The sequence below is a fragment of the Microbacterium sp. Ag1 genome (assembly GCF_001005635.1).
Lineage (GTDB): Bacteria > Actinomycetota > Actinomycetes > Actinomycetales > Microbacteriaceae > Microbacterium > Microbacterium oxydans.
Genome location: NZ_LBCR01000028.1, coordinates 126,700 through 143,759, shown reverse-complemented (window position 1 = coordinate 143,759; position 17,060 = coordinate 126,700). Strand labels below are relative to the sequence as shown.

At 67.5% G+C, this 17,060-nt stretch carries 14 protein-coding genes; 1 reads left to right on the top strand and 13 read right to left on the bottom strand.

Features of this window, described 5'->3' with window-relative positions; translation table 11 throughout:
• Positions 1 to 42: 42 nt before the first annotated feature.
• Positions 43 to 1,413: a sugar transferase gene (locus AAY78_RS08115; RefSeq protein WP_231589684.1), complete on the bottom strand. Its 1,371-nt coding sequence runs from the start codon at positions 1,411 to 1,413 to the stop codon at positions 43 to 45.
• A 272-nt stretch (positions 1,414 to 1,685) separates the two neighbouring features.
• Between AAY78_RS08115 and AAY78_RS08110 the strand changes: the two genes are divergently transcribed.
• Positions 1,686 to 2,735: an acyltransferase family protein gene (locus AAY78_RS08110; protein WP_046747817.1), complete on the top strand. Its 1,050-nt coding sequence runs from the start codon at positions 1,686 to 1,688 to the stop codon at positions 2,733 to 2,735.
• 37 nt (positions 2,736 to 2,772) lie between these two features.
• On the opposite strand, the gene AAY78_RS08105 is transcribed toward AAY78_RS08110, so the two are convergent.
• The 12 genes from AAY78_RS08105 to fusA form a co-directional block, all read right to left on the bottom strand.
• Positions 2,773 to 4,353, bottom strand: a complete 1,581-nt coding sequence (locus AAY78_RS08105; RefSeq protein ID WP_046747816.1) for a glycosyltransferase — start codon at positions 4,351 to 4,353, stop codon at positions 2,773 to 2,775.
• Entirely contained in the window at positions 4,350 to 5,852 is a 1,503-nt protein-coding gene (locus AAY78_RS08100) for an oligosaccharide flippase family protein (protein ID WP_046747815.1), read from the bottom strand. Before AAY78_RS08100 ends, AAY78_RS08105 begins: the two co-directional genes overlap by 4 nt.
• A 42-nt stretch (positions 5,853 to 5,894) precedes the next feature.
• Positions 5,895 to 6,842, bottom strand: a complete 948-nt coding sequence (locus AAY78_RS20170; RefSeq protein ID WP_046747814.1) for a WxcM-like domain-containing protein — start codon at positions 6,840 to 6,842, stop codon at positions 5,895 to 5,897.
• Positions 6,843 to 6,871: 29 nt separating this feature from the next.
• Positions 6,872 to 7,948, bottom strand: a complete 1,077-nt coding sequence (locus AAY78_RS08090) for a DegT/DnrJ/EryC1/StrS family aminotransferase (protein ID WP_046747813.1) — start codon at positions 7,946 to 7,948, stop codon at positions 6,872 to 6,874.
• A gap of 58 nt (positions 7,949 to 8,006) precedes the next feature.
• The gene (locus tag AAY78_RS08085) at positions 8,007 to 9,266 is read right to left on the bottom strand and encodes a hypothetical protein (protein WP_046747812.1); all 1,260 of its coding nucleotides are present in this window, start codon (positions 9,264 to 9,266) and stop codon (positions 8,007 to 8,009) included.
• Positions 9,263 to 10,159 carry a glycosyltransferase family 2 protein gene (locus AAY78_RS08080; RefSeq protein ID WP_046747811.1) on the bottom strand — a complete coding sequence of 299 codons (897 nt, stop codon included), beginning with the start codon at positions 10,157 to 10,159 and terminating at the stop codon, positions 9,263 to 9,265. The genes AAY78_RS08085 and AAY78_RS08080 overlap by 4 nt, the downstream gene beginning before the upstream one ends.
• A 1-nt stretch (position 10,160) precedes the next feature.
• Entirely contained in the window at positions 10,161 to 11,138 is a 978-nt protein-coding gene (locus AAY78_RS08075) for a glycosyltransferase (protein WP_052748700.1), read from the bottom strand.
• Positions 11,135 to 11,977: a glycosyltransferase family 2 protein gene (locus AAY78_RS08070; RefSeq protein ID WP_197077679.1), complete on the bottom strand. Its 843-nt coding sequence runs from the start codon at positions 11,975 to 11,977 to the stop codon at positions 11,135 to 11,137. The genes AAY78_RS08075 and AAY78_RS08070 overlap by 4 nt, the downstream gene beginning before the upstream one ends.
• A 112-nt stretch (positions 11,978 to 12,089) precedes the next feature.
• Positions 12,090 to 12,638: a VanZ family protein gene (locus AAY78_RS08065; protein WP_052748699.1), complete on the bottom strand. Its 549-nt coding sequence runs from the start codon at positions 12,636 to 12,638 to the stop codon at positions 12,090 to 12,092.
• Between the two features lie 566 nt (positions 12,639 to 13,204).
• On the bottom strand, positions 13,205 to 13,417 hold the full coding sequence (locus AAY78_RS08060) for a hypothetical protein (protein ID WP_029260920.1): 213 nt from the start codon (positions 13,415 to 13,417) through the stop codon (positions 13,205 to 13,207).
• A gap of 152 nt (positions 13,418 to 13,569) precedes the next feature.
• A complete protein-coding gene (gene tuf, locus AAY78_RS08055) occupies positions 13,570 to 14,760 on the bottom strand; it encodes an elongation factor Tu (protein WP_046747810.1) in 1,191 nt (396 codons plus the stop codon).
• A gap of 168 nt (positions 14,761 to 14,928) precedes the next feature.
• Complete coding sequence (fusA, locus tag AAY78_RS08050) at positions 14,929 to 17,043, bottom strand: elongation factor G (protein WP_046747809.1); 2,115 nt, start codon at positions 17,041 to 17,043, stop codon at positions 14,929 to 14,931.
• Between the last annotated feature and the right edge of the window lie 17 nt (positions 17,044 to 17,060).

Below are 17,060 nucleotides of genomic sequence, written 5' to 3'. Positions count from 1 at the left end.
GGTTCGCCCGATAGTAACGTCTCGTCCCTTGCAGGACGCTGATCAGTGCGCGGACGCCCCCGGGGCCGTCACAGCCTTGACCGTGCGGAAGAGGATGACGATGTCCTGCATGAACGACCAGTTCTCGACGTAGTAGAGATCGAGCCGGATCGTATCCTCCCAGGAGAGGGTGGACCGCCCGCTCACCTGCCAGAGTCCGCTCATCCCCGGCTTGACCATCAAGCGCCGATGCGCGGCGTGGTCGTAGAGGGCCACCTCCGCCTCGCGCTGCGGCCGCGGCCCGACGAGGCTCATCTCACCGCGGAGCACATTGAAGAGCTGCGGAAGCTCATCGAGCGAGTACTTGCGGATGAATCGTCCTACCGGAGTGATGCGGGGGTCATCCTCGATCTTGAACAGCGGCTGGTCACTGCGCCCCTGGGCCTCCAGCAGCTCCGCGAGGCGTTCGTCCGCGTCGGTCACCATCGAACGGAACTTGAGCATCCGGAACGGGACTCCGTTGCGGCCGATGCGCTCCTGGCCGTACAGCACGGGACCGGGACTGGTGAACCTGACCGCCGCCGCCACGGCGAGCAGGACCGGCGAGAGGAGGAGGAAGAGCGCCGCGGATCCGACGACGTCGAATCCGCGTTTGAGGAATCGACGTGCACCGTCGAGCCGCGGGAACGAGACGTGCACGAGCGGGAGCCCGGCGACAGGGCGCGAGTGGATGCGAGGGCCGGCGACGTCGGTGAGCGAGGGGACCACGATCCAGTCGATGTCGAGATCCGCCATGTTCCACCCGATGCGCCGGATGGTCTTCGGGGACATCTGGTCGGCGCCGGCGAAGACGACAGTGTCGACGTCGAGCTGTACGGCGACGCGTTCGAGCTCCGCGAATTCGCCCAGCACCGGGACGCCGTCGACCATCATCCCGCTCGCCCGCTCCGTGAGGACGCCGATGACCTTCATCCCGGTCCCGTCCGCACCGTTCAGCGTCTTGATGATGTGCTCCGCCTTGCGGGTCTCACCGATCACGACGGTGCGGTACTCGTACTGGCCTGAGCGCTGACGTCCACGCAGCCATTGGCGCCACATCCATCGTGTGAGCACCAGCAGGACCAGCCCCACCGGGAAGACCACGAGGAAGATCACCCGCGCAAGATCGAGGCGGAAGAAGAACGCCACGGCGATGACGAGGGCGCATGCCGCGAGCGTCGCACGGAAGACGCGGTCGTACTCGGTGGTGCCGTGGCCGATGACGTGGTCGTCGAGGCTGTCGGCAGCATCGAGCGCGAACATCCAGATCAGACCGATGACGGGCAGCACGATCGCATAAGGGATCTCGAGGTCGCCCGGCCAGGAGACCGTGCTGAGCGGCTCGCCCAATGCGAAGGCGAGGAGGAAATAGACCGTGAGCGTCGTGGCGAGCACGATGGCGTCCGTGAATCGTAGCCGGAGCGCGTATCGCCGTGGCCAACGCCGGCCGACCCCTTTGCGACTACCCGTCGTTGCATACGCCAACTGCTCACTCCCCCTGGTCTGACGACCCGTGAGGAGTCGCACCGGCCGCATCCGGCGCCCATCGCCGTCGATCGGAAACGACGAGTGCCCTGAGTCCTCTCTTGGCACGCTCAGCCGTTTCATGCTGTGAAAGCAGAATATCGATTCCCGACGCCTGTGGTGACCACCCGTATGCTCGTCTGGTGATCATCGCGGATGCATACGCCCCACGCCGCCCCAATCTCCTGAACCTCATCCGGCTCCTGCTCGCGATCGGCGTCATCGTCTGGCACTCCACCGCGTTGACGGGAAAGCCGTACGACGGGGTGGCGGCGGAGTTCTTGGGCGCCGTCTTCGTCGACGGTTTTTTCGCGGTCTCAGGATTCCTCATCCTGCGCAGCTGGGAGCGCACACCGCGGGTCGGGGCCTTCCTGGCCGCGCGCGCGCTGAGGATCTTTCCCGCGTTCTGGGTCTGCCTCCTGGCCACGGCGGTGGTGTTCGCGCCGCTGAGCCAGATGCTCGCGGGGTCGCCTCCCTCGCTCCACGCCGACAATGCGCTCTACGTCGCGCACAATGCGGGGCTCTGGATCTTCCAGTTCGGGATCCAGGACACTCTCCAGGACGTGCCGTATCCCGACGTGTGGAACGGTTCCCTGTGGACCCTCGCCTGGGAGTTTCTCTGCTACCTCGCGGTGCTGGGCCTCGGGGTTCTCGGCCTCTGGAAGCACCGCTGGCTGGCCTCCGCCGCCCTGGCCGCCGTCTGGCTGGCGTCCGCGTTCGCCCTCGGCGACGTCGTCGGAAGCGACAACGTGACCACCGCCCTGCGCTTCTCGATGATGTTCCTCTCGGGGTGCGTGCTCGCCCAGTTCCAGGACCGCATCCGGATCTCGTGGCTGGCTGCCGCGACGGCGGCGGTCCTCGTGACCGTCTCCGCGTGGATGCCCGACTATCGACTGCTCGGCGGTCCGGCGCTCGCGTACCTGCTCGTCGCGGTCGGCGGTCTGGTCAGCCACGAGCGCCTGGCACTGCGCAACGACATCTCGTACGGCGTCTACATCTACGCGTTCCCCCTGCAGCAACTCCTCGCGACCTGGGGCGGCGCGAACTCGGCGCCTCTGCTTTTCGCACTCCTCGCGACGATCCTGACGATTCCCGTCGCGATGCTGAGCTGGTTCGGTCTCGAACGCCCCATGATCCGCATGCGCCGAAAGGCCGTCGGCGCGGCGAAGCCGACGCCCGTCCTCCGCCCCTGAGCCGCTCGCCCCACTTCGCCACCGACCGCAGCGGCCGTCAGCGTCGGACGAGCCGCTTCACCCGAGAGCGCATCGCATCCGGGAGGAGGAAGGTGAGCGAGCCCAGACGGTGTCCGCGGGGGACGGCGGCGAACGCGCGCAGGCGCATCCCCACCGGAGCGTACGGCGCGTCTCTGAGTTGCGCGAGCCACGACGGCTCGGAGAGCCGGGAGGCGATCTGGAAGCTCACCAGCTCCGCGTCGAGCCATTCGCGGTCGACGTCGTCCCGCACGTCGACCGTCTGCGTCTCCGCGTCGTCCCCCTCGAGGCGGGCCATGAGGGCATCGACGTGCTCGAGCCAATGCGGGACGATGTGGTGTCGCTCGACGACCTCGCGCGTCGCGATGCCGCTCGTCCGTCGGAACTCGGGATCGCCGAGCAGCCGCTCGAGGTGAGCGAGATAGTCCTCCCGCTCGCGGAACTCCGTGCTCATCCCCTGGAACGACAGATCGTCGGCGCTCAGGACCGTGTGCGTCCGCCGTCGGGTGAGGGCGACCACAGGCACCCCCCTCAGTGCGGCGTCCAGGAGCGACGTCAGCGAGGAGAACGGCATCGAATCGAGGTAGACGTCCGCCGCCGCGTAGATCTCGGCGATGTCGGAGCGGGGCCCGAGAGCGCGAGCGCGCCCTCCGGTCCGGTCGGACAGCTCCGCCCAGACGCCCGCCGGCGACGGGCCGACGACGAGCAGCTCGGCATTCGGCGTCCTGGCTATGAGGTCGGCGTGCACCGCGGCGAAATGCTCCTCGCCCGCTGCGCCGAACTTGTACTCCGAGGCGATCGAGAGGAGGACGACGCTGTCGGCGGCGATGCCCAGCGCCGCGCGGGCGGAGGCGCGGTCCACCACGGGTGCCGCCGCCAGAGGAAGTGGGACCAGGACGCTGGCACGCGCGGAGACGCCGCGGGCGGCCCGGCTGAGCCGCTGCCCCGCAGGGCGGATGTCCGCCACGACATCGGCGACCTCGATCCCGGCGCTGAAGACGTGATCCGCGTGGTTGAGGAACACCACCTTCGTCGTCGATCCCCGCAGGCCGAGGGAGGGGACGACGTCGTACGGATGGGTGTGGAGCACGAACGCCCCGGCATCGCCCGACGCCAGCGCTCCGAGCATCCGCGCGCGCGAGACCAGGCTGCTCGTGTGCCCGAGGTCCATGACGTGTCCACCCGAGTTCGCGACCGCGGCGAGGAGCCCCGGAGGGACCGGCAGACCCTGCTGGCCGGTGAGGACGAGGGAATGAATGCGTGCCGCGTCGTTCTCGATCCAGCGCGCGATGAGGCGCGTGTGCCCACCGAGTTCGTACGCCTGGGTGACCACGTGGATCACGTGATCCGTCGTCGACGGGAAGCCCGAGGCAGCGGCGGATCCGGCAGGCACGGCGATGCGCGAGGCGAGTCGTTCCCAGCGTTCGTCCCGGAAGACACCGGGGTGGTTGAACCAGGCGAAGCGGGCGGCGGACTGGAGCCTAGCGGCGGCGGCATCTGGGCGGTGCCGGTCGACCTCCGCCTCCGCGAGGTCCATCAGGCGATCGAACTCCGCTCGATTGGCCCGCAGCTCATCTCGCGGGCGGTCCAGCTCGTTCACGTGGCCTTCTCCGTTCCCTCGGGTCGCGCCCGGTCCACGACTTCCTCTGCGGCGATGTGCGCCTCGGCCTCCTGCTTCTCCCGCCGTCTGGCTTGGAGCAGGAGCAGGAGCGCCCCGATGGTGACCCCTGCGGTGAGGGATGCCGCCAGCGCGATGCCGAGCGGCGAGCCCTCCTGGGCCGCCGCTCTCACCCCGAACGCCGTCGCGAAGAGCCCTCCCGTGATCAGCCAGGACCCTCCGCTCATGCGGAAGCGGCTCTCCTTGTACGCGAGGAGCACGAGCACCCCGACGTAGACCGTGTAGGCGAGCATGTAGGCGATGCCCACCCCCTCGAGCGCGCTCGTCGACGGCAGCAGGAAGACGCCGATGAGGTACACGGCGTTGAAGCAGAGCTCGCCGATGAGGAACGACAGTCTCGCCCTGCGCGCGAGGAGGAGGAAGGCGATGGCCCAGCCGACGATCTTCATGACGTCGCCGACGAGCTGCCACCGCAGCAGAGGGACGGCGGACAGGAACTCCGGCGAGTAGAGCACGTTCAGCACGATCGGCGCCAGGACGATCATGATCAGCAGCACGGGTCCTGCGAGCAGGAGCGCGATCCTGATCTGCATGTCGACGCTTCGATTCAGGCTGCGCGTCTGACTCGCCTCACCGCTGATCCGAGGGAAGTACTCCGCGGCGAGCGCGGTGAGGACGAAGCCGACGTACAGCGTGGTGATCGTCCAGGACGCCTGGAAGTGGCCCGCGGCGGCGAGTCCGTGGCGGCTCTCGATCCACAGTCGGACGACGAGCTGCGCACCGTTGGTGACCAGGAGGCCGACCATGACCATGCCGCCGAGCGTGGCCATGCCGCGGAACTCGGACCGCCACAGGCGGAAGCCCACGCGCGCCTTCTGCGGCTCGCGGGACCGGTACACGAACCACGACGTGCACGCTGCGGTGGCGACCGGGGCGGCGGCGAGCGCGGCCACGAGCGCGATGTCGTCCGAGACGCCGAGACACAGCGCCGTCGCCCCCGTGCCGATCGCCGCGCCCAGGCTGTTGCAGATCGCGAGCGCCCGGATCCGGCCGATCCCGTTCAGCATCGCGAGCTGCGCGCCCGAGACGACCATCGCTCCCACGGTCAGACCGAGGGCGAGGATGATCAGCAGCCCTGGGCCCTCTCCGCCGGACACGAGGCCCCACAGGAGCCCCCCGGCGATCACGGTCGCCACCCCGACGGCTCCCAGCCAGCCGGATCCGCGCAGCAGGGCCGCTCGCACCCGGGGGAACAGGGACGGGTCGTCGACCGCCGCGGCGATGGCCTGGATGCCGCTGGTGTTGAGACCGAGGCTGAAGATCACGACACCCAGATTGACGATCGAGGTCAGGATCCCGAGCGTTCCGATCCCGTCCGCCCCGACCCCGACGGCGATGAGTTTGTGCCGCACCGCGCCGAGCAGGACGACGGCCACCGAGCTCAGACCGACCAGGACGACCGCGCGGAGGATGCGCTTCATGCTCGACGCCGCTGCGTCGTCGCGGGAACGCCCCTGGTCATGTCAGACCTGAACGGATGCCGCGTCGGCGGCGCGGCGACGAGCGGCGATCGCCGTGAACTCCGCGTAGTCGCGAATGTAGTCGGCGTCGTCGTAGGGAAGCGACGCGAAGACGCCGAGGAGGGCGTCCGGGGAGTACGCGTACTGCGTTCCCCAGGTCATGGCGGGCAGATGGAGACCTGCTCCCGGTCCGTCGAGGAGATACTCCTCCCGCGTCTGCCCGTCATCGACGATGGCCCGCACCGACCCCCGCAGGCAGACCAGGAACTGCTCGCACTCGTGGTGGGCGTGCTCGCCCCGCACATCGCGCGACGGGACGTCGAAGACGGTGAAGAAGCGCTGCGGGACGAACGGCAGATCGGCGCCGAACTCCAGCGCCATGAGCGATCCCCGCATGTCGTTGACGACACGCAGCGGATGGAGGCCCTGACGCTCGTCGACCTCCGCTGCACTCGTCCCGACTGCCGGGGCGTCACGGGTGTCGGCGTAGCCGACGATCCGCGAGGGGTTCCCGACGACGATGGCGTAGGGCGGCACGTCTCGGGTCACGACGGCCCCGGCCCCGACCATCGCGCTCTCCCCAATCCGGATGCCGGGGAGGATGACGGCGCCGCCGCCCACCGAGGCGCGTCGTTCCACGACCGTGCGGGGGAAGGAATCCGGGTACTGCTTGCTCCTCGGGAAGCGGTCGTTCGTGAACGTCGCGTTCGGCCCGATGAACACGTCGTCCTGCAGCTCGATGCCGTCCCAGAGCTGCACGCCGGACTTGACCGTGACGCGGTCACCGATCACGACGTCGTTCTCCACGAACACGTGATCGTTGAGATTGACGTCGCTGCCGATCACGGCGCCGGCGAGCACGTGGGTAAACGCCCAGATCGTGGTTCCGTCGCCGACGACGGCGCTGTCGCAGATCCCCTGCGGGTGGATGAAGGGCGGGTTCTTGCTCATGTGATGTGCTCCTCGGGAACGGGTGAGCGTCAGCGCAGCTCGGAGATCGCGTCGCAGACGTGCTGCACTTCGTCGTCCGTCAGCTCGGGGAAGCACGGCAGCGAGAACACCTGATCGACGATGCTCTCGGTGACCGGCAGCACCTCCCCGTGGGAGACCAGGCCCGGCTGAGCATGGTCGGGCACGGGGAAGTGGATGTCGGTCTGCACGCCGCGGGCGGCGAGCGCCTCGCGCACCGCCTTGCGATCCGAGGTGAGCGCCGCGGCGAGGTGTCCGACGTGGTGGGGACCGCTCGCCGGGAGCACCGTGACGGGCCCCCCTGAGGCTGCGGCCCGATAGCGCTTGATGATCTGCCTGCGGCGTTCGTTGAACCCGTCCAGCAGCGGAAGGCGCGCCATCAGGAAGGCCGCTTGGATCTCGTCGAGCCGCGAGTTGGTGCCGCCCGGCGTCTCGATGCGGTACTTGGCGGCCCAGCCGTACTGGCTCAGCGTGGCCACGCGCTCGGCGATCTCCTCGTCCCCGGTGACGATCGCGCCACCGTCACCCAGGGCACCGAGGTTCTTGGTGGGGTAGAAGCTGATCGCGGCGACGTCGCCGAACGTGCCGGCCGCGCGGCCGTCCAGCCGCGCGCCGATCGCCTGGGCGCAGTCTTCCACGACAAGGACGCCTCGGGCGTGGCAGTGGTCCACGAGCGCGGCGATGTCGGTGAGCAGCCCGTAGAGGTGTGTGACGACGACGACCCCGACGTCGTCGGTCAGCGCCGCCTTCACCGTCTCGAGATCGACGCACAGCGTCGCGGGATCGACGTCCGCGTACCGCACCGAGAACCCGGCGCGATGTGCGGCGACCGAGGTGTAGCCCCCCGCGTTCGCGGCGGTGAGCACGGTGGAGCACCCTTCCGGCATAACGGCCTTGATCGCGATCTCGAGCGCGTCGGTGCCTGACGCGACACCGATCGCATGAGCGACGTCGAGATATTCGGCCAGCTCCGATTGGAAGCGGCTGTGGTGCGGGCCTCTGATGACGTATCCCGACGCGAAGACGCTCGCGGCGGCGTCGTCGAGTGCGGCGCGATCCCTCGCGATCCCTCGAGAGAGGTCGTTCATCGGAACCACTCGGGTCCCCGCATCGACAGTCACAGTGGTCCTCCTCCGCGGTTCCGGCTTACTGCGGACCCAGCATATCGGGCCGCGAATGCGGCGCCGTTCCCCGATGAGACGCCATGCGGCGTCGTATCCACGGACCGATCGTGACGCTCAGACAGGCGCCGAGGAGTCCGTACCACAGCATGCTCATGCCGTCCCAGCCGTGCAGTGCGATGATGAAGCCCAGCGCGGTGAGGACGAGTGCGCTCAGCCCCAGCGACGTGTCGGTGCGCAGCGTCGCGATCGCGACGAACACGGCGGCGAGGAACAGGGCGAGCCCGATCCATCCGAGCCCGAGGATCGCGAAGACGATCTCCGAGTCGATCGAGCGCACGATGTCGAACGTCCCGTGGAGCTCCGAGTCCACCATCCACCGGCCTGCTTCGGGGGTGCCGAGCGCATACCCGAACGGGCGTTCCACGAGCATCTGCGGAAGCAGCGAGTAGAGCGCACCGCGATAGTTCGAACTGTAAGCGATCCCCGTGCTCCCGGCGATGTACGGAGTCCAGAAGAACACCGACGCGACGGCGAGACCAACCATCGCGGCGGCCGCGGCCGCATAGACGACCCACGTGTACCGCTGCAGGAGGGTACGGGCGATGGGGATGAACTGTACGAGAGCGACGCACGCGGCGATCGCCGCCGGCCCGCGGCTTCCCGTGGCCCAGGTTCCGGCGACCAGCACCACCGCGGTCCCGTAACGCATCCACGGCGTCGGGATCTTCAAGGTCAGCGGCACCATCGCCGCGAGCGAGACGCCCAGCGTCAGCGAATTCTCTCCGGCCACCAGGGCACGTGTGATCCCCTCGCGCTGCGAGATCAGGAACTCGTAATCCCTGCCGACCAGGCTCAGCCCGAAGACCGACTCGGCGATGGCGACCGCTGAGACGGCCAGGGCCACCGACAGCAGCACGCGGAGATAGATGCGACCGGCCGACGTCCGATACACCACCGCACCGAGGACCGCGTATACCGGGAGGAGGACGAAAAGGTGCTCCGCGTTCACCGCGAACAGCCGATCCCCGCTCAGCGCGGCGAGGAGCTCGATGATCGCCATCCCCGCGCCCAGGTAGAGGAGGAGGCCCGTCCCCACGAGGAGCTTTCGTCTGCGGCTCATGTCGCTGAAGACGATCTCCACTCCGCAGGCGAGGACGGCGGCGACGAGAGCGATCGCCCGCAGGCTCGCGATCTGGCTGAGCACATGGGGCGCGAAGATGACCGCGGCCACCAGGAGCGCCGCGACGACGCGCGCCCACCGCTCGACCGTGAGCCTGCTCATCCGATGGCCTCGCGCTCGTTCGGGTAGGGCTTCCTCGTCGGACGCCCGGCGGCGAGCCGCTCGCCGTCCCTCCATCCGGCGAGGATCTGGCCTGCCGCGGCGAACGAGTCGCGGCGCCGGAGCACGGCCTTGGCGACGGCACGTGCGAACTGGACGCCCACGGCGCAGCGGCCGCTCGTGTTCGAGAACAGCTTGTGATGGAACAGGAAGAGATTGCGCCCGATGAGACGGGGCGGAGTTCCGCTCGACTCCTGGTGCACCGCAGCGGAGGGGACCCAGACGACCCGCTTGCCCGCTCGACGCAGCCTGGTGTGCAGGTCGGTCTCCTCGAAGTACAGGAAGTAGATCTCGTCCAGGCGGTGCGCTTCGAGGTCCGCAGTCCGATACAGCGTGAACGCGCCGTCGAGCCAATCACGGTCAACGCCGTGCCTCGCTCCCGCGTCCTCCTCACGATGATGGCTGGGGATTCGCAGGACCGGCGACAGCCGCCCTCCCTCCGACCACGTTCGCGCAGGCGCACCGTGGAGCAGCGTCGGGCCGGCGACGGCCACACGCTCATCGGCCATGACCTCACGCAGCTCGCGGACGGCGTCGGCCTCCGGAAGCACCTCATGCGTCGCGATCAGGGTGAAGGCGCGTGCGCGGCCGGAGCGGCGCAACTCCTCGAGTCCGACGTTGGCCGCAGCGGCGTAGCCGCGGTTCTCCGTCTGGATGGCGGCCGTCCCCCGCTCCTCGAGGCGGCCGACCAGCTCGTCGTCGCCGCTGTTGTCGACGACGAGGATGTTGTTCCGCGCGATCCCCGCCGACTCGAGGGACGCGATCGTCTGCAGGACCGTGTCGGGGCTGCGGTGGTGGACGACGATGCACGCCACGTCGGATATCTCCTCGTTCACGTCAGTAGTCTGCCCGCGTTCGGCCGCTCTTCGCTCGCCAAACGAGCCCTGCAGGATACCCGGCCATCTTGGCGAGGTCTCCGGCGACGACGATCACGGGAACGAGCGCGAGGGTGCGGACCGGCATCGGGAACTCGGAGCGACGTCGCCACACACGGAGGACAAACTTCCGCTGATAGGCGGCGAACCCCAGAGCAGCCGCCAGCCAGCTCCACGGGGTGACGAACCCGAACGCGAGGAGTCCGGCGCCGCCGATATACGCCCCGTAGCGTGCCGCGTGCCGCTTGCCCCACAGGGAGGCCTTCCCGTCGCCGCGGGCATACCGGTAGTACTGCTTCATGAAGCCGCGGATACTTGGCCGCGCAGCCCAGGTCACGATGGCGTCCGGAGCGAACCGGAACGGGATACCGAGCTTCTTCATGCGCAGGTCGAAGACGAGGTCCTCGCAGTAGTCCAGCCACTCCGGGTACCCGCCGGCGCGGCTCCACGCATCACGGGAGAAGCCGAGCGAGCGGCTCGACGGCAGGAAGCGCTCCGGGTCGATCTCCTCCCGCATCGGGGTGACGGCGTAAGCGATCGCCCGCTCGACCACGGAGTCTCCCGTCGGACGGAAGAAGCCGCCGACGACGACGGTGCTGCCGTCGTCGGGGAACGCCGCTAGCATGTGCTCGACCCAGCGCAAATCGAGAGTCGTACCACCGTCGGCCACCAGCACGCGGGAGTGGGAGGCGAGCTCGATGGCCCGGTTCCTCCCTTCCGAGATCCCCGCGCCCGCGAGCACCTCGACGACCAGCGAACATCCGGGCGGTCGCGACCAGGAGCGGAGCGCGTTCACCGTGTCGTCCTGAGAGCCCCCGTCCACGATGACGATCTCCGCCGGGATCACCGACTGAGACGCGATGCTGTCCAGGAACTCGACGATGCCCGATTCCTCATTGAGCACCGTCATGATGAGCGACACCTCGGCGGTGCCGTTCACGACGCTCCTCCGAACACTTCGCGCTGGATCCTCGCGTGCTTGCGGGCAGCTCGACGCGATGCGAGGAGGAACTCGGGATACCGCGAGTAGAACTTGGCCATCGACGCGATCTCACGCCGCCAGGGGGCCAGCTTGAGCCCGGTCGTCTCGCGCGCCCAGCCGTGCTGCCACCGGCTGTCCGGTGCCACCACGACCCGTACCCCTGCCGCCCACGCGCGCAGACAGAAGTCCTTGTCTTCGTAGTAGAGGAAGAAATGTGAATCCCAGGCGTCGAAGCGGCGGATGTCCTCCCGCCTGCCGAACACGGCCGCACCCATGAGCCAGCACACCGCGCGTGGTTCCTTCGCGGGAGCGAACAGCAGATAGCGTCCGACGAGGCTCTCGGAGCGACCGAGCCGATTGCGCACCTTGTCCCACAGATAGGGGTATCCCCTGCCATTGGGCTGCAGACTCCCGTCGGCGTTGACCAGCTGCGGCGCGACGATGGCGCGCTCGCTCTCGGCCACGGCGGCGAGGGACTCGAGATCCTCGTAGCGGACCCGCACGTCGGGATTGAGGAATCCGATGAACGAGCCTCGGGACTGCTCGAATCCCGCGTTGTTCGCCGCGGAGAACCCCCGGTTGTCGGACAGCCGGATCACGCGGGTCGCGCCGATCCGCTCCGCGACCTCCGCGCTCGCATCGGTGGAGCCGTTGTCGACCACGATCCATTCGACGCCCGCGGGTGGCCGGCCTGCCGGATCCCAGAACTCCTCCAGGGCCGGTGCACTGTTGTACGTGACCGTGATCAGTGAACACCAGACATCGGGGGGCAGCGAGGCACCGCTCTGCTCGACCAACAACGCACGTCCTATCTGCTTCGGGGTGAGGAGTGTGCGCCGCCCCGCCTTGTTCTTCTGTTCTAGCGAATTATATCGAGTCAGTGGAAGTTTCCGGACGCTGCCACGCCCATCACCGGCCGGTCGCCCGCGCGTCCCACATCGCGCGCTCGATGACCTTCTGGTCGCGCGACCAGACGATGGCGCGGATGACCACCGCGATGAGCAGGCCGATCCAGCCACCCACTCCGTTGGCGAGGACGTCGCGGATGTCCGACACGCGCTCCTCGAGCAGCGCGCCCTGCGCCCACTCGATGGACGCCGAGAAGGCCGGGAGAAGGAACACGCCGAGCCAGATCCAGCGGCGCGAGAGCGCGAGGCCGACCAGGAATCCGAGCGGCACGAACATCGCGACGTTCATCGCGAACTCGAGTTTGTCGTAGCCGAACCATGTGGGCACGCCGACGCGGTGGAGGAAGCCGAGCAGACGCTCCGCAAGAGAGTCCGTCTTCAGATCGCTCAGACGCGGGATGAGGGTGACGAAGAGGACGAACCCGGTGTAGCAGATCAGCAGGATGAAGGTGATCCAGGAGCGGACGCTGCTCTTCGCGGGCGCGGCGCCCCTCCGCCGTGCGTCTGGCGCGGGCCCAGGGACGCGGGGAGCACCGATCAGATCCGTCACGTGCCCGCTCCTCCTGCCGCCGTCCGGCATCGCATCATTTCGCGCTTCATCCTATGTGCCGTCGATCACGGGAAGCTGGGCGCGCACGGACCGGTCGCCCCACGCCGTGTACGGCCGAAGGCGAGGCCGCTCCGGTGCGGTCAGATCCCAGGAGATAGCGGGGCGAGGCATCCCCATGCCTCGCCCCGCTTGGGGAGGGCGTTCAGTGCGAGGGGGCACACCGAACGCGAGTAGCCCGGCGTGAAGGGACGCCGAACTCCTCGACCGAGGGCGCGGCGGAAGACCCGCCGCGCAGGCAGGGAGACGCTCAGGCGCCGTGATGGCGCGCGTCGCACGATGATCCCCAAGATCGCTTATCCCCAGTTTCGTACGCGGAAGTCCGCGTGCTTCGGGAAACCGAACCCCTTCGGCTTCCCGACCGCAAGATCCCCAGGCGGTCCCCTCCATGCTACTGGATGCATCTGTGGATCCGCCACATCCGACGACATTCCGAAGCAAATGCCGACGATCAGACACAAAAGAGCGGCGATCTACCGGAGTAGATCGCCGCTCAGAGGCTGTCCGCTCTATTCGTTGCCGACGGCCTTGTCGGCGCTGTCGCGGATCTCGTCGATCTTGTCTGCGGCGCCGGGAGCGATCTTCTTGGCGAAGTCAGCCACGCCGTCGAGCACCTTGTCGCTGATGTCCTCGGCCTGGTCGCTCTTGACGGCCTCGGCGATCTTGTCCTTGTTCTGCTCGTACAGATCCTTGCCCTTGTTCACGGCGTCATCGATGCCCATGAGATTCCCCTTCTGAAGGTGTGCCGCCGGCCGATCGGGCCGACCACACTCATTGTGCATCCCCGCCGCGACAAACGGAACCGTCGTGACGTTGGACTAACGACAAAGGGGCCGGACCCGAAGGTCCGACCCCTTTGCGAGGAAGCAGATGCTTACTTGATGATCTTCGTGACCGTACCGGCGCCGACGGTGCGTCCACCCTCACGGATGGCGAAGCCGAGGCCCTCCTCCATGGCGATCGGCTGGATCAGCTCGACCGTCATGTCGGTGGTGTCGCCGGGCATGACCATCTCGGTGCCCTCGGGCAGCGAGATGACGCCGGTGACGTCGGTGGTGCGGAAGTAGAACTGCGGGCGGTAGTTCGTGTAGAACGGGTTGTGACGCCCACCCTCGTCCTTGGACAGGATGTACGCGGTGCCCTCGAAGTCGGTGTGCGGCGTGACCGAACCCGGCTTCACGATGACCTGGCCGCGCTCGACGTCCTCACGCTTGGTGCCGCGGAGCAGCAGACCACAGTTCTCGCCGGCCCAGGCCTCGTCGAGCTGCTTGTGGAACATCTCGATACCCGTGACCGTGGTCTTGACGGTCGGACGGAGTCCGACGATCTCGACCTCGGAGTTGATGGCCAGCGTGCCACGCTCGGCGCGACCCGTGACGACGGTGCCACGACCGGTGATCGTGAAGACGTCCTCGACGGGCATCAGGAACGGCTTGTCACGGTCACGCTCCGGGTCCGGAACGCTGTCGTCGACAGCCTGCATCAGGTCCAGGATCGCCTGGGTCCACTTCTCGTCGCCCTCGAGGGCCTTGAGAGCCGAGACGCGGACGACAGGAGCGTCCTCGTCGAAGCCCTGGCCTGCGAGCAGCTCGCGGACCTCGAGCTCGACGAGCTCCAGGATCTCCTCGTCGTCGACCATGTCGGACTTGTTCAGCGCGACCAGCAGGTACGGAACGCCGACCTGCTTGGCCAGCAGCACGTGCTCACGCGTCTGAGCCATCGGGCCGTCGGTGGCGGCGACCACGAGGATCGCGCCGTCCATCTGAGCCGCACCGGTGATCATGTTCTTGACGTAGTCGGCGTGGCCGGGAGCGTCAACGTGCGCGTAGTGGCGCTTGGGGGTCTCGTACTCGATGTGCGAGATGTTGATGGTGATTCCACGCTGGCGCTCTTCCGGCGCCGAGTCGATGGAAGCGAAGTCACGCTGCACGTTGGTGTCGGACGGGAACTTGTCAGCAAGCACCTTCGAGATCGCTGCGGAGAGCGTGGTCTTGCCGTGGTCGACGTGACCGATCGTTCCGATGTTGACGTGCGGCTTGGTCCGCTCGAACTTGGCCTTAGCCACTGGGTCCTCCTCAGGACGTCGTTGTAGAGGTGACCGGGCACTGGTTTGCGACCGGTTCTCTACGGGTTAGGTTCTCAGTTTAGTAGAGAGGGAATGTGAAGTTGTAGGTGACCTGGGAACCCCGGGTGCTTCGACAGGCTCAGCGACCCAGGGCTCCCAGAAGAGCGATTACTCGCCCTTGGTCTTCTGGACGATCTCGTCGGCCACAGCGCGGGGCACCTCAGCGTAGCTGTGGAACTCCATCGAGTAGACGGCACGGCCCGAGGTCTTCGAGCGCAGGTCGCCGATGTAGCCGAACATCTCGGACAGCGGGACCTGAGCGCGGACGACCTTGACGCCGGCAGCGTCTTCCATCGACTGGATCTGGCCTCGACGCGAGTTCAGGTCGCCGATGACGTCGCCCATGTACTCCTCAGGAGTACGGACCTCGACGGCCATCAGCGGCTCGAGCAGCACGGGGTTGGCACGACGCGCGGCCTCCTTGAAGCCCATGGAGCCCGCGATCTTGAACGCCATCTCCGAGGAGTCGACGTCGTGGGCCGCACCGTCGACGATGGTCGCCTTGACGCCGACCATCGGGTAGCCCGCGAGCACACCGACGTTCATCGCGTCCTGGAAACCGGCGTCGATCGAGCCGATGTACTCACGAGGGATGCGACCACCGGTGACGGCGTTCACGAACTCGTAGGTCTTCTCGGAGTCGAGGTCGAGCGGCTCGATGGTGAACTGGATCTTGGCGAACTGTCCAGAACCACCGGTCTGCTTCTTGTGCGTGTAGTCGTGCTTCTCGACGGTCTTGCGGATCGTCTCGCGGTACGCCACCTGCGGCTTGCCGACGTTGGCCTCGACGTTGAACTCGCGCTTCATGCGGTCGACGAGGATGTCGAGGTGCAGCTCGCCCATGCCCTTGATGGTCGTCTGACCGGTCTCGGGGTTGAGCTCCGTGCGGAAGGTCGGGTCCTCTTCAGCGAGCTTCTGGATGGCGACACCCAGCTTCTCCTGGTCGGCCTTGGTCTTCGGCTCGATCGCGACCTCGATGACGGGCTCCGGGAACGTCATCGACTCGAGGACGACGGGCGCCGTCGGGTCGGTGAGGGTGTCACCCGTGGTGGTGTCCTTGAGGCCGATGACCGCGTAGATGTTGCCGGCGGTGACCGAGGGAACCGGGATCTCCTTGTTGGCGTGCATCTGGAAGATCTTCCCGATGCGCTCCTTCTTGTTCTTGGTCGAGTTGACGACGGCCGAACCGGAGTCGAGGTGGCCCGAGTAGACGCGCACGTAGGTGAGGCGACCGAAGAACGGGTGCACGGCGACCTTGAACGCGAGAGCTGCGAACGGGTCATTGGCGTCGGGGTGACGCTCGATGATCGTGTCGTAGTCCTTCGGGTCGTGCGCCTCGATCGAGCCCACGTCGAGCGGGTTCGGGAGGTAGTCGACGACCGCGTCGAGCATCGGCTGGACGCCGCGGTTCTTGAACGCGGAGCCGCAGAGCACCGGGTAGATCTCGCTCGCGACGGTCAGCTTGCGGATGGCGCCCTTGATCTCGGCGACCGTGAGCTCCTCGCCACCGAAGAACTTCTCCAGCAGCGCGTCGTCGGTCTCGGCGACGGTCTCGAGGAGCTGCTGACGGTACTCCGCCGCCTTCTCCTTGAGGTCTTCCGGGATCTCCTGGATCTCGTAGGAGGCGCCCATGGTGACATCACCCTTGGAGTCTCCGGCCCAGACCAGTGCACGCATCTCGATCAGGTCGACGACGCCGATGAAGTCGCTCTCCGCGCCGATCGGCAGCTGGATCACGAGCGGCTTGGCGCCGAGGCGGTTGATGATGGTGTCGACCGTGAAGTAGAAGTCGGCGCCGAGCTTGTCCATCTTGTTGACGAAGCAGATGCGCGGGACGTTGTACTTGTCGGCCTGACGCCAGACGGTCTCGGACTGGGGCTCGACGCCCTCCTTGCCGTCGAACACGGCGACCGCACCGTCGAGCACGCGGAGCGAACGCTCCACCTCGACCGTGAAGTCCACGTGGCCGGGGGTGTCGATGATGTTGATCTGGTTCTTGTTCCAGTAGCAGGTCACGGCGGCAGACGTGATCGTGATGCCGCGCTCCTTCTCCTGCTCCATCCAGTCGGTGGTCGAGGCGCCGTCGTGCGTCTCGCCGAGCTTGTGGTTGACGCCCGTGTAGAACAGGATGCGCTCGGTCGTCGTGGTCTTGCCGGCATCGATGTGCGCCATGATGCCGATGTTGCGGACCTTGCTCAGGTCCGTGAGCACGTCTTGTGCCACAGGAGTGTCCTTATCTT

Coding starts and splice junctions, on each gene's coding strand:
- AAY78_RS08100 (WP_046747815.1), bottom strand. CDS start 5,852: ATGAAGCGCATCCTCCGCGCGGTCGTCCTGGTCGGTCTGAGCTCGGTG.
- AAY78_RS20170 (WP_046747814.1), bottom strand. CDS start 6,842: ATGAGCAAGAACCCGCCCTTCATCCACCCGCAGGGGATCTGCGACAGC.
- AAY78_RS08090 (WP_046747813.1), bottom strand. CDS start 7,948: ATGAACGACCTCTCTCGAGGGATCGCGAGGGATCGCGCCGCACTCGAC.
- AAY78_RS08085 (WP_046747812.1), bottom strand. CDS start 9,266: ATGAGCAGGCTCACGGTCGAGCGGTGGGCGCGCGTCGTCGCGGCGCTC.
- AAY78_RS08060 (WP_029260920.1), bottom strand. CDS start 13,417: ATGGGCATCGATGACGCCGTGAACAAGGGCAAGGATCTGTACGAGCAG.